Genomic DNA, 11,729 nt, shown 5'->3' with positions numbered 1-11,729 from the left:
AGGGCGTAGGGGGCAGGTCCAGGGGCGAAGCCCCTGCACTGAGGTCCGAAGCCGCAGCCCCCGGCGTGGAAGCCCGCCCCCGGACCCCCGGCTCGGGGGTCCGGAACCGAGCCCCGGGTATTACAGGTTCGCCGCCGCGGACTTGATCGCCGCCGCGAACGTGGACACCTCGGTGTACACACCCGGGAAGTTGGGCCGCGCACAGCCCTCGCCCCAGCTCACGATGCCGACCTGGATCCACGCGTTGTTGTTGTCCTTGCGGAACATCGGTCCGCCGGAGTCACCCTGGCAGGTGTCGACCCCGCCCTGCTGCAATCCGGCGCAGATCTCCTCGCCGGCCACCAGCTCGGGGTACGCCTGCTGACAGCTGGCGTCGGAGACGAAGGGCACCTGCGCCTTGAGAAGGTACCGCTGCTGGCCGCCGCCCTCGCGGGCCGCGCCCCAACCGGCCACCGTGAAGGTGCCGTTGTCGTACGCCTTCGTGTCGGCGATCTTCAGGGTGGGCAGGTCGATCGGCTTGGCGAGCTTGATCAGCGCCCAGTCCTTGCCCGTGCCGTTGTAGCCCGGGGCCTGGAGCACCTTGGTCGACTTGACCTTGATGGCGCTCGAGCTCTGCAGGTCGACGACGCCCGCGGTGGCGGTGATGCTGGTGTTGTTGCCCGAGCCGCTCACACAGTGCGCGGCGGTCAGCACGATCTGCTTGGTGTACAGCGCGCCGCCACAGCCCATGGAGAGCCGGACCATGAACGGGAACTCGCCCTGGGCGGCGCGGGTTCCGCCGACAACGGGCGGGGCGGCGGCCGAGGCCGAGGTGGGCTGGAGGCTGATCGCCGCGAGCACGACGGCACCTGCTGCGGCACATCTCTGGAGCACACGAATGAACTGCTTCAACGGACTGCCTTTCGTGGGGGGTTGAGATTTACGCCCCGCCGTTTCCAGGTACAGCCCTACGCGCGCTGACATGGGCCCGACAAGGCGTGACCCGGATTATGGAGAGCGGATCACTCGGGCCACAAGGGGCAGTTTTCGGCCTGTTCACCGGCGCGAATTCGCGCCCACCGCCCCGTAGAGTTGAGTCGGGCCGACCGTCGTGCATGGGGGGTACGGAACGTGGTGGCGAAGGGCAGTGAGGTCGTACACGGCTATCCGCACCTCGACACCGTGCGTGCGGCGATCACCGCGGTCCACCGACGGCTGTCGGCGGAGGGCGTGCACTCCTACGCCCCCAGCGTCCTGCCCGCCGATGTGACCTTCTCCGACCACGACGATCTCCACCTCGGCGCCCAGCGCGTGGCCCGCGCCCTGGTCCAGCACCTCCATCTGCCGGACGCCCGGATGATCGTGAGCTTCCGCGAGATGCACCATGCGGCGAGCGTCGAACTCACCGCGGGCCCCGAGTACTTCATCGAGCTGAACGACCGCTTCCGCACCCACCGGAGGGACATCGGCGCCGCCCTCGCCCACGAGATCATGCATGTGCTGCTGCACCGGCTCGATCTGTCCTTCCGCGGCACCCGCGACAACGAGATCCTCACCGACACGGCGACCACCTATCTCGGCGCGGGCTGGCTGCTGCTCGACGCGTTCCGCGAGGACGACGTCTCCAGCCAGAAGCTGGGCTATCTCACCCCTGAGGAGTTCGGCTACGTACTCGCCAAGCGGGCGATCGCGTTCGACGAGGACCCCTCGCCGTGGTTCACCAGCCCGCAGGGCTACACCGCGTACACCAAGGGCCGCGCCAAGGCGCTGCACGACGCCCAGCAGCCGCCGCTCACCACCGCGGGCTGGGCGGGTCGCCACCGCTACGCCAAGGAGCGGCGCCATGCGATGGAGCGCCCCGGCCAGGCCGCCGCCCAGCGTCCGGGCGCCGAGTCGTCCTCGTACTCCTTCGAGCGCGGGCCCGACGGGCCGCGCGTCTCCTTCCCCTGCCCCACCTGCCACCAGCGCATCCGCGTTCCCGTGCGGGGGCGGGTGCGGGTCCGCTGCGGGCTGTGCCGCACGATTCTCGAATGCGACACCTGACCGATCTTCCGTAGGCTCGAAATATGACGAAAGAGCCGGCTGCGGAAGTCCGCGAGCTGTTCCGGGCGGTGTACAGCGGCACGGACGACGCCGTCGTGGCGCTGCTCCGCAGGGGGATCCCCGCGGACACGACCGATGAGGAAGGGCAGACGCCGCTGTACCGGGCGGCGGTGAGCGCCGAAGCGGGCATCGTGCGGCTGCTGCTGGCCGCGGGCGCCGACCCCGGGCGCGGCAGCGGTCCCGAGGGCGGGGATCTGCCGCTGTGCGGGGCGGCGGTCGGCGGACACACCGAGGTTGTGCGGGCCCTGCTGGCCGCGGGCGCCCGGCCCGATCAGCAGGAGGCGTACGGCTTCACGGCGCTGCGGTGGGCGGTGACGCTCGGCCATGCCGCGACCGCGGAGGTGCTGCTGGAGCACGGCGCCGATCCCGATCTGCCGGGGCCCGGCGGCGAGCTGCCGCTGGTGCTGGCGGCCCGCCGCGGCTCCCCGTCGACCGTGCGGGCCCTGCTGCGGCACGGTGCCGGCGCCGGAGCCAAGAAGGCGGCACTCGCCGAGGCCCGGCTGTGGCTCGGCCGGGATGTCGAGCAGGAGCTGCGCGAGGGGCTGCTCAGCGCGTGCGAGCAGGGCGAGGAGTACGAGACGGTGGCACGCCGGGTCGCCGAGGACGGAGGGGAGACCGTCATCGTCGAGGTGCTGCAGGCGGACGGCACGCCGCGGGCGGGCAATGAGCAGCAGACCGGTCATGCGGCGATCGTGACGCTCCTGGAGCGGGAGTTGGGGGTGTTGACGCCGTACGCCGACCTGGCCGAGCGGGCACTGCGCTGCGGGGATCCCGACCAGGACGACTGGGTCGAAGCGGTGCTGGCGCTGTGGGCGCGCGGCGACGAGGAGACCTTCCAGGCGGCGGCCGCATGGTGCGCGAGCGACGACCCGATGCGCCAGGCGTTCGCGGCGGACGTGCTGGCCCAACTGGGGTTCGGGAACGAGGGCTTGGGGCCGTTCGCGGCCCGGACGCTGCCGCTGCTGCGCGAGCTGTCCCGTGAGGCGCGGGAGCCGGAGCTGATCCAGGCGGTCGTCCTCGGGCTCGGACACCACGGGGATCCGGCCGTGCTGCCGGAGATCCTGCGGCATGCCGGCCATCCGGACGCGGTGGTGCGCAACCAGGTGGCGCTCTCGCTGTTCGGGCTCGTCCCCGGCGATCATGCCGAGGGCATCGACACGCTGATCGCGCTGAGCCGGGACGCGGACCCCCATGTCAGGGACTGGGCGACCACGGCGCTGGCGGACGTGGACGCCGACACGGACGAGATCCGCGAGGCGCTGGCGGCGCGGCTCACCGACCAGGACGTGGAGACCTCGGCGGAGGCGGCCCGGGGTCTGGCGATCCGTCAGGATCCGCGTGCGGAAGCGGCCCTGGCGCGGATTCTCGCGGACGAGGACCCGGACGGATACGCCCGCGGGGCGGCCGCGGACGCCGTGCAGCACATAAGGGACGAGAAGCTCAAGCGGCGGCTCGAGCAGACCCTGCCGCGCTGGCGCTGACCCTCGTCGCCCCTGTCAGAGCAGTCGCAGCGCGCCCGGCCGCTCCTCCATGATCTCCACCAGCCAGTCGAACGCGGTCGGGCCGAGGCCGGCCCTCGCCAGGTCCAACTGCTCCTGGACCGTGGCCCTGCTCAGCGGATGGCTCCGCCGCAGCCGGAGCTCCAGCTGCCGTACGGTCTCGTCGCGCCCCAGCGCAGCACGGGAACGCTCGTGGTCACGCCATTCGAAGGCGAAGTCGCCGTCGTCCGGAGTCCCCATGCCGCCGCTGAGGCAGTCGGCGAAGGAGTCGAGATTGCGGCCGAAGTATCCGCCGGGCCCGTTCACGGCTTCGCCGATCACCCGCCAGAAGCTGTCCAGGCCGGTGACCTCCGCCCCGTCGATCACGTAGGTCCTGGTCACGGGGCGGAGGATACCGGCTCAGCAGCCGTAGTCGACGAGGTCGAACGTGGCGTAGTGGTCGGCGGTGTAGTAGTCCTCGGCGGATGCCTGGCCCGTGACGATGCGGCGGGCGCCGCGGGTCGAGGAGCCCGGCGTCTTGACCGTGTACTCGTGGTAGTAGGCGGACGAGTGCGAGGGCAGGACGCCCTCGCGGTTCGAGAAGACGGTGCCGTCCTGCTTGTACGGGAACGGCCCGCCCTGCTCGATCAGATCGAGGGTGTCGTGCGCCTGGGAGGGGAGGTCGGAGTAGCAGATGTCACCGACAGCGGCCGCGGCCGTGGGGGAGGCCGTGGCCTGTCCGCCGATGACGAGCGTGGATACCAGGGCGGCGATGCCGCCGAGCATGGCGATTCGTGGGGGGATTCGCATACGGACATCATGACGCGCGTAGACATGAACGCGTCAAGCCCAATGCCCCTTAGTTTTCTACGAGTTAACCTGAGTGGCCGGCCGGCTCCGCGGGGGTGAAGCTCAGCGCGCTCCGTACACGGGTTGCGGAGACTCGGCGTCCGCGAGGAGCCTGCGTGCGGCCTCGCCCGCTTCGGCGGGAGTCCAGCGCGTGCCCTTGTCCGCGGTGGGGCCCGGCCGCCAGCCCTCCATGACGGTGATACGGCCCGCCTCGGCCTCGAAGACCCGGCCGGTCACGCCCGCGCTCCCGGCCGAGCCGAGCCAGACGACGAGCGGCGAGACATCCTCCGGCAGCGCGCGGAGCCCGGCGAAGGTCTCCTCGGTCATCCGTGTACGGGCCGCGGGTGCGATGGCGTTGACCTGGACGCCGTACCGGCCCAGCTCCGCCGAAGCGACCAGCGTCAGACCGATGATCCCGGCCTTGGCCGCGGCATAGTTGCCCTGGCCGACGCTGCCCAGCAGCCCCGCCCCCGACGTGGTGTTGATTACCCGGGCCGACACGGGACGCCCCGCCTTGGCCTCGGCGCGCCAGTGTGCGGCGGCGTGTTTCAACGGCAGGAAGTGGCCCTTCACATGGACTCGCACGACCGCGTCCCAGTCGTCCTCGTCGAGGTTCACGAGCATCCGGTCGCGCAGAAAGCCCGCGTTGTTGACGAGGGTGTCGAGCCGCCCAAAGGTGTCGAGCGCCGCGGCGACGAGACAAGCCGCGCCGTCGGTCGTCGCGATGTCGCCGCCGTGCGCCACCGCCTCGCCGCCGGCCGCCGTGATCTCGTCGACGACCTGGCGGGCCGGGCTCGCCGACGAGCCCGCCCCGTCCAGGCCGACGCCCAGGTCGTTGACGACGACCCTCGCTCCCTCGGCGGCGAAGGCGAGCGCATGGGCCCGCCCGAGACCGCGGCCGGCACCGGTGACGATGACGACGCGTCCTTCGCAGATCCGGGTCATCTCACTCCTCCTTGTTGACAGTTGCGGCATCGAGAAAGGCGGGGCGCTCCCCGCCGCCGTGGACGAGCAGTGCGGCCCCGCTCACATAGGCCGCGCGGTCCGAGGCAAGGAACACGGCCGCGTCCCCGATCTCCGAGGGCTCGGCCAGCCGTCCCAGCGCAACCGTGCGGCCGACCGCCGCGATGCCCTCCTCGTCCCCGTAGTGCAGTGAGGAGAGCTCGGTGCGGACCATGCCGAGGAGGAGCGTGTTCACCCTGACCTCGGGCGCCCACTCGACGGCCATGGAGCGGGCCAGGCTCTCCAGTCCGGCCTTCGCCGCCCCGTACGCAGCCGTGCCGGGAGAAGGGCGGCCGCCGCTGACGCTGCCGATCATCACGATCGAACCGCGGGAGGCCCGCAGATGTTCGTGGGCCGCGAGGGACGCGGTCAGCGGCGCGGTGAGATTGAGCTCGATCACCCGCGCATGACGGGCCGCGTCGCCCTCGCCGAGCAGCCGGTAGGGCGTCCCGCCCGCGTTGTTGACGAGGGTGTCCAAGCGGCCGTGCCGCGAGAGGACGCCGTCGAAGAACTCCCCCACGGCGGCCGCATCGCGCAGGTCCAGCGGTACGAACTCGGCACCGGGTACCGGGACTTCGGGCCTTCTCCGGGCACAGATCACCACCGTGGCGCCCGCCCGCAGGAACGCCCGGGCGATCCCGGCGCCGACGCCGCGCGTGCCGCCGGTGACGACGGCGACCCTCCCGTCCAGCTCCATCGGCTGCTACCTTCCTCACCTAACAAATGTTTGGTGGAAAGGTAGCTGATCCGCCCATGGGTGTCTCCACCGCACGCCCCGAGAAAGGCATCGCTCTCGTCACGGTCGACTTCCCGCCCGTCAACGCCCTTCCCGTACAGGGCTGGTACGACCTCACCGACGCCCTGGGCACGGCGGGCCGCGACCCCGAGGTCCGCTGTGTCGTCCTGGCCGCCGCGGGCCGCGGCTTCAACGCGGGTGTCGACATCAAGGAGATGCAGCGCGATGCCGGGCACGACGCACTGATCGGCGCCAACCGCGGCTGCTCCGAGGCCTTCGCCGCCGTGTACGAGTGCGAGGTGCCCGTCGTCGCGGCGGTGCACGGCTTCTGCCTGGGCGGCGGCATCGGCCTCGTCGGCAACGCGGACGCGATCGTCGCCTGTGACGACGCGGTCTTCGGGCTGCCGGAGCTGGACCGGGGCGCGCTCGGCGCGGCCACCCATCTCGCCCGGCTGGTCCCCCAGCATCTGATGCGCGCGCTGTACTACACCTCGCGCACCGTGACCGCCGCCGAACTGCACGCCCACGGCTCGGTCTGGCAGGTCGTCCCACGCGATCAACTGGCCGATGCGGCGCTGGGGCTGGCCCGTGAGATCGCGCGGAAGGACGGCCGTCTCATCCGGCTGGCCAAGGCAGCCATCAACGGCATCGACCCCGTCGACGTGCGCCGCAGCTACCGCTTCGAGCAGGGCTTCACCTTCGAGGCCAACCTCAGTGGGGTCGCCGGCCGCGTCCGCGACACCTTCGGCAAGGACACCGTCGGCAACGACACCGTCGGCAAGGAGGACCGAGCGTGACCGACAAGACGATGACGCCCGAGGAGGTGGTGTCCCGGCTGAGCAGCGGGATGACGGTCGGCATCGGCGGCTGGGGCTCGCGCCGCAAGCCGATGGCGCTGGTGCGGGCACTGCTCCGGTCCGAGATCACTGATCTCACCGTGGTCTCCTACGGCGGCCCCGACGTCGGCCTGCTCGCCGCCGCGGGCCGCATCCGCACACTCGTCACGGCCTTCGTCACACTCGACTCGATCCCGCTCGAACCGCACTTCCGCGCCGCACGCGAGCGCGGCTCGCTCGAACTGACGGAGATCGACGAGGCGATGTTCATGTGGGGTCTGCACGCCGCCGCGAACCGGCTGCCCTTCCTCCCCGTGCGGGCGGGTATCGGCTCCGATGTGATGCGGGTCAACCCCGGGCTGCGCACGGTGACTTCGCCGTACGACGACGGGGAGGAGTTCGTCGCCGTACCGGCCCTGCGGATGGATGCCGCACTCGTCCACGTGAACCGCGCCGACCGGCTCGGCAACGGCCAGTACCTGGGACCCGACCCCTACTTCGACGATCTGTTCTGCGAGGCCGCCGACACCGCGTACGTCTCCTGCGAGCAGCTGGTGGAAACCGCCGAACTCACCAAGGACGCACCGCCCCAGTCGCTGCTGGTGTCGCGCCACAGCGTCAGCGGCGTCGTCGAGACCCCGAACGGCGCGCACTTCACCTCCTGCGTCCCCGGCCACCACCGCGACGAGGCCTTCCAGAAGCTGTACGCGACCACCCCGTGGCCCGAGTTCGCCGCGCGCTTCCTGTCCGGCGCCACCGAGCACGACTACCAGTCGGCCGTCCAGGCATGGCACAAGGAGCAGCAGTGACCATCAGCCGTTCCGAGTACTGCGTCATCGCCTGCGCCGAGGCATGGCGCGACAACGGCGAGGTGCTGGCCAGCCCCATGGGACTGATCCCGTCCTTCGGGGCCAGGCTCGCCAGGCGCACGTTCTCGCCCGATCTGCTGCTCACCGACGGCGAGGCGATGCTGGTCGGCCTCGGCGGGGCGGTGGAGGGCTGGCTGCCGTACCGCAGGCATCTGACGATGGTCACCGGCGGGAAGCGGCACGTGATGATGGGCGCCAGTCAGCTCGACCGCTTCGGCAACCAGAACATCTCCTGCATCGGCGACTGGGCGCGCCCCAGGCGGCAGCTGCTCGGGGTGCGCGGCGCGCCCGTCAACACCCTCAACAATCCGGTCAGTTACTGGGTGCCGAGGCACTCGACGCGGGTCTTCGTCGAACGCGTCGACATGGTGAGCGGCGTCGGCTACGACCATGCCGCGGGCGCCCGCTACCACCGCATTCCACGCGTCGTCTCCGATCTCGGCGTCTTCGACTTCGAGACCGGCAACCGCTCGATGCGGATCGCGTCCGTGCACCCGGGGGTCACGGTCGAGCAGATCCAGGACGCCACCGGCTTCGATCTGGCGATCGGCCCGGACGTCCCGTACACCCGCGATCCGAGCGCAGACGAACTGCGGCTGATCCGCGAGGTGATCGACCCGACGGGAGCGCGTGAGCGCGAGGTCCCGGCGTAATGGAGACGGCACTGACCAGACTGGTCGGGGTCGAACACCCCATCGTGCAGACGGGTATGGGCTGGGTCGCGGGGCCCCGGCTGGTCTCGGCCACCGCCAACGCAGGCGCGCTCGGCATCCTCGCCTCCGCGACGATGGGCGTCGACCAGCTGCGCCGGGCCGTCCGCGAGGTCGCGTCCCGCACGGACGCGCCCTTCGGGGTCAATCTCCGCGCCGACGCCGGTGACGCCCGCGAACGGGTGCGGATCATCATCGACGAGGGCGTACGGGTCGCCTCCTTCGCCCTTGCGCCCTCCCGCGAGCTGATCACCGAGCTCAGGGACGCGGGCGTGGTCGTGATCCCCTCGATCGGGGCCCGCCGCCATGCGGAGAAGGTCGCGGCGTGGGGCGCGGACGCGGTGATCGTGCAGGGCGGCGAGGGCGGCGGGCACACCGGCGATGTCGCAACGACCGTGCTGCTGCCGCAGGTTGTGGACGCGGTCGACATCCCGGTGATCGCGGCGGGCGGCTTCCACGACGGGCGGGGTCTGGCCGCCGCGCTCGCCTACGGTGCGGCGGGCATCGCGATGGGCACGCGTTTTCTGCTCACGTCCGACTCGACCGTCCCGGCCGCGGTCAAGGCGAAGTACCTGGCCGCGACGGTCAAGGACGTCACGGTCACCACCGCGGTCGACGGTCTGCCGCACCGGATGCTGCGTACGGAATTCGTCAACTCCCTGGAGCGGGCGGGCCGTACGAGAGCGCTGGTGCACGCGGTTCGGCGGGCGTCGGGGTTCCGGAAGCTCTCGGGCCTGTCGTGGGCCGCCATGATCCGCGACGGACTGGCGATGAAGCACGGCAAGGACCTGAGCTGGAGCCAGGCCCTGCTCGCCGCGAACACCCCGATGCTGCTGCGGGCATCGATGGTGGAGGGCCGAACGGATCTGGGCGTGATGGCGTCGGGGCAGGTGGCGGGGCTGATCGAGGATCTGCCGAGCTGCGCGGAGCTGGTGGAGCGGGTGATGTCGGATGCGATGGGGGTGCTGCGCGGGCTTGTTCCCCCATCGCGCCCCTTCCCGTAACCGGGGGCTCCGCCCCGTCCCCGGACGCCCTTCGGGCGTTGTCCTCAATCGCCGGACGGGCTCAAAATGAGCCCCTCCGGCGATTGAGGAGCGGGGTTCGGGGCGGAGCCCCAGAAAGACACCCCAGGCACCGGCTACGCCGCCGTACGCCGTCCGCCCTGCGCGCCGCTGCCCCGTGCCGGGCGCCCGCCCTGACGAGCCTGCCCCGTCTGCGCCCCCTGGCCACCGTTGCCCTGCCCGCCACGACGACCGCGGCTTCGGCCGCCGCCACCGCCCTGCGCGCCCTGCCCCGGCACCTGCGCGCGACGGCGCTGCGGCCGCTGCTGCTGCACGGCCGGCTGCGGGACCTCGATCGTGACCGCGATCCCCGACGGCTCGCGCGCCCCGGTAAGCCGGGCCAGCTCCTCGTCGCTGGACTTGATCCTGGCGGTGCGCGGGCTGATGCCCGCGTCCGACATCAGCCGCGTCATCTCACGCCGCTGCTCGGGCAGCACCAGCGTGACGACGCTGCCGGACTCGCCCGCCCGCGCGGTGCGGCCGCCGCGGTGCAGATAGTCCTTGTGGTCGACGGGCGGATCGATGTTCACGACCAGGTCGAGATCGTCGACATGGATGCCCCGGGCGGCCACATTCGTCGCGACCAGCGCGGTGACCAGGCCGTTCTTGAACTGATCGAGCGTGCGGTTGCGCTGCGGCTGCGAACGCCCGCCGTGCAGCGCCGCGGCCCGTACGCCGCTGGCCAGCAGCCGCTTGGCGAACCGGTCGGCGGACCGCTTCGTGTCGACGAAGAGGATCACCCGGCCGTCGCGCGCCGCAATGCGCGTGGCCACGGCCTTCTTGTCGGTCTCGTCCACGACGTGCAGCACATGGTGCTCCATCGTGGTCACCGCGCCCGCGGACGGGTCGACCGAGTGCACGACGGGGTCGGTGAGGAACATCCGTACGAGCCGGTCGATGTTCTTGTCCAGCGTCGCCGAGAAGAGCATCCGCTGGCCGTCCGCCTCGACCTGCTTGAGCAGCGCGGTGACCTGCGGCATAAAGCCCATGTCGGCCATCTGGTCGGCCTCGTCCAGGACGGTGATCGCCACCCGGTCCAGTACGCAGTCGCCGCGTTCTATGAGGTCCTTGAGCCGGCCGGGCGTGGCCACGAGCACCTCGGCGCCGCGCCGCAGCGCGCCCGACTGCTTGCTGATCGACAGACCGCCGACGACCGTGGCGAGCCGCAGCTGCACGGAGGTCGCGTACGGCGACAGCGCGTCGGTGACCTGCTGAGCGAGCTCGCGGGTCGGTACGAGGACGAGTGCGAGCGGTGCCTTCGGCTCGGCGCGCCGGCCGGCGGTGCGCGCGAGCAGCGCCAGCCCGAAGGCGAGGGTCTTGCCGGAGCCGGTGCGCCCGCGGCCGAGGATGTCGCGGCCCGCGAGGGAGTTCGGCAGGGTCGCGGCCTGGATCGGGAAGGGCTCGGTCACGCCCTGCGCCGCGAGGGTCTTGAGCAGTGCGGCCGGCATGTCCAGCTCGTCGAACGCGCCGGCGGCCGGCAGCGCGGGGGTGACGGTTTCCGGCAGCGTGAATTCCTGCGGGGGCGCCACCTTGCGGGCGGCAGTCTTGCCGGAGCCCTTCACAGGGCCCTTGGCGCGGACCGGGCGCCTGCGGGCCGGACGGGCGGCGGCCGGGCGTTCGGAGCGAGTCATTCGGAGTTTGCCTTCCTTGGCCTGAGAACAGCACAAACCGGGGCCCGCACCACGACGGTGCGGGCCCCGGCTGCGAGATACGCGTCCAGCGATTAGGCCGGGACGATGTTCTCCGCCTGCGGGCCCTTCTGGCCCTGCGTGACGTCGAAGGAGACCTTCTGGCCTTCCTGGAGCTCACGGAAGCCGGAGGTCGCGATGTTGGAGTAGTGGGCGAAGACGTCGGCGCCGCCGCCGTCCTGCTCAATGAAGCCGAAGCCCTTTTCCGAGTTGAACCACTTCACGGTTCCAGTAGCCATGTCATTCTCCTAAAACAGGGGCAAGCCGAAAACTCACACCTCGTGAGTTTCCCGTCGCTGCATGGACCCCCATCCGGAAAAGCCGGAAACAATAATGTGCGCCTGAGGAAGCATTCCCGTCAGGCGCACACAAAGTTCATGGGTACCAAAACTGCAACGTGGCCAACCGTAGCACGCCG

At 71.3% G+C, this 11,729-nt stretch carries 13 protein-coding genes; 6 read left to right on the top strand and 7 right to left on the bottom strand.

The window, feature by feature from the left end:
• Nucleotides 1–120 precede the first annotated feature (120 nt).
• The gene (locus tag ACQEVG_RS09635; protein ID WP_432979971.1) at nucleotides 121–840 is read right to left on the bottom strand and encodes a S1 family peptidase; all 720 of its coding nucleotides are present in this window, start codon (nucleotides 838–840) and stop codon (nucleotides 121–123) included.
• 273 nt (nucleotides 841–1,113) lie between these two features.
• On the opposite strand from ACQEVG_RS09635, the gene ACQEVG_RS09630 reads away from it, so the two are divergent.
• Both ACQEVG_RS09630 and ACQEVG_RS09625 read left to right on the top strand, forming a co-directional pair.
• The gene (locus ACQEVG_RS09630) at nucleotides 1,114–2,022 is read left to right on the top strand and encodes a hypothetical protein (RefSeq protein WP_432979968.1); all 909 of its coding nucleotides are present in this window, start codon (nucleotides 1,114–1,116) and stop codon (nucleotides 2,020–2,022) included.
• A gap of 23 nt (nucleotides 2,023–2,045) precedes the next feature.
• Nucleotides 2,046–3,563, top strand: a complete 1,518-nt coding sequence (locus ACQEVG_RS09625; RefSeq protein WP_432979965.1) for an ankyrin repeat domain-containing protein — start codon at nucleotides 2,046–2,048, stop codon at nucleotides 3,561–3,563.
• Nucleotides 3,564–3,578: 15 nt separating this feature from the next.
• Here ACQEVG_RS09625 and ACQEVG_RS09620 read toward each other — a convergent pair whose 3' ends face one another.
• The 4 genes from ACQEVG_RS09620 to ACQEVG_RS09605 form a co-directional block, all read right to left on the bottom strand.
• Nucleotides 3,579–3,962, bottom strand: a complete 384-nt coding sequence (locus ACQEVG_RS09620) for a barstar family protein (RefSeq protein WP_432979962.1) — start codon at nucleotides 3,960–3,962, stop codon at nucleotides 3,579–3,581.
• An 18-nt stretch (nucleotides 3,963–3,980) separates the two neighbouring features.
• Nucleotides 3,981–4,370, bottom strand: a complete 390-nt coding sequence (locus tag ACQEVG_RS09615; RefSeq protein ID WP_432979959.1) for a ribonuclease — start codon at nucleotides 4,368–4,370, stop codon at nucleotides 3,981–3,983.
• 102 nt (nucleotides 4,371–4,472) lie between these two features.
• Nucleotides 4,473–5,354, bottom strand: a complete 882-nt coding sequence (locus ACQEVG_RS09610) for an SDR family oxidoreductase (protein ID WP_432979956.1) — start codon at nucleotides 5,352–5,354, stop codon at nucleotides 4,473–4,475.
• Between the two features lies 1 nt (nucleotide 5,355).
• Complete coding sequence (locus ACQEVG_RS09605) at nucleotides 5,356–6,108, bottom strand: SDR family oxidoreductase (RefSeq protein WP_432979953.1); 753 nt, start codon at nucleotides 6,106–6,108, stop codon at nucleotides 5,356–5,358.
• Nucleotides 6,109–6,164: 56 nt separating this feature from the next.
• Between ACQEVG_RS09605 and ACQEVG_RS09600 the strand changes: the two genes are divergently transcribed.
• Genes ACQEVG_RS09600 through ACQEVG_RS09585 form a run of 4 tightly spaced genes read left to right on the top strand, consistent with a single transcriptional unit; the run spans nucleotide 6,165 to nucleotide 9,566 of the window.
• On the top strand, nucleotides 6,165–6,944 hold the full coding sequence (locus ACQEVG_RS09600) for an enoyl-CoA hydratase family protein (protein WP_432979950.1): 780 nt from the start codon (nucleotides 6,165–6,167) through the stop codon (nucleotides 6,942–6,944).
• Nucleotides 6,941–7,792 (top strand): CoA transferase subunit A, encoded by an 852-nt coding sequence (locus tag ACQEVG_RS09595; RefSeq protein WP_432979947.1) that lies wholly within the window; start codon nucleotides 6,941–6,943, stop codon nucleotides 7,790–7,792. The genes ACQEVG_RS09600 and ACQEVG_RS09595 overlap by 4 nt, the downstream gene beginning before the upstream one ends.
• Complete coding sequence (locus tag ACQEVG_RS09590; protein WP_432979944.1) at nucleotides 7,771–8,505, top strand: CoA-transferase subunit beta; 735 nt, start codon at nucleotides 7,771–7,773, stop codon at nucleotides 8,503–8,505. The genes ACQEVG_RS09595 and ACQEVG_RS09590 overlap by 22 nt, the downstream gene beginning before the upstream one ends.
• On the top strand, nucleotides 8,505–9,566 hold the full coding sequence (locus tag ACQEVG_RS09585) for an NAD(P)H-dependent flavin oxidoreductase (protein WP_432979941.1): 1,062 nt from the start codon (nucleotides 8,505–8,507) through the stop codon (nucleotides 9,564–9,566). The genes ACQEVG_RS09590 and ACQEVG_RS09585 overlap by 1 nt, the downstream gene beginning before the upstream one ends.
• 134 nt (nucleotides 9,567–9,700) lie before the next feature.
• Here ACQEVG_RS09585 and ACQEVG_RS09580 read toward each other — a convergent pair whose 3' ends face one another.
• On the bottom strand, nucleotides 9,701–11,254 hold the full coding sequence (locus ACQEVG_RS09580) for a DEAD/DEAH box helicase (RefSeq protein WP_432979938.1): 1,554 nt from the start codon (nucleotides 11,252–11,254) through the stop codon (nucleotides 9,701–9,703).
• A 92-nt stretch (nucleotides 11,255–11,346) separates the two neighbouring features.
• Nucleotides 11,347–11,550: a cold-shock protein gene (locus ACQEVG_RS09575; RefSeq protein WP_003969786.1), complete on the bottom strand. Its 204-nt coding sequence runs from the start codon at nucleotides 11,548–11,550 to the stop codon at nucleotides 11,347–11,349.
• Nucleotides 11,551–11,729: the final 179 nt, after the last annotated feature.

It is taken from the genome of Streptomyces sp. CA-135486 (assembly GCF_050936555.1).
In the GTDB taxonomy this organism is placed as follows: Bacteria; Actinomycetota; Actinomycetes; order Streptomycetales; family Streptomycetaceae; genus Streptomyces.
This window is presented reverse-complemented; position numbering and strand designations above follow the sequence as displayed.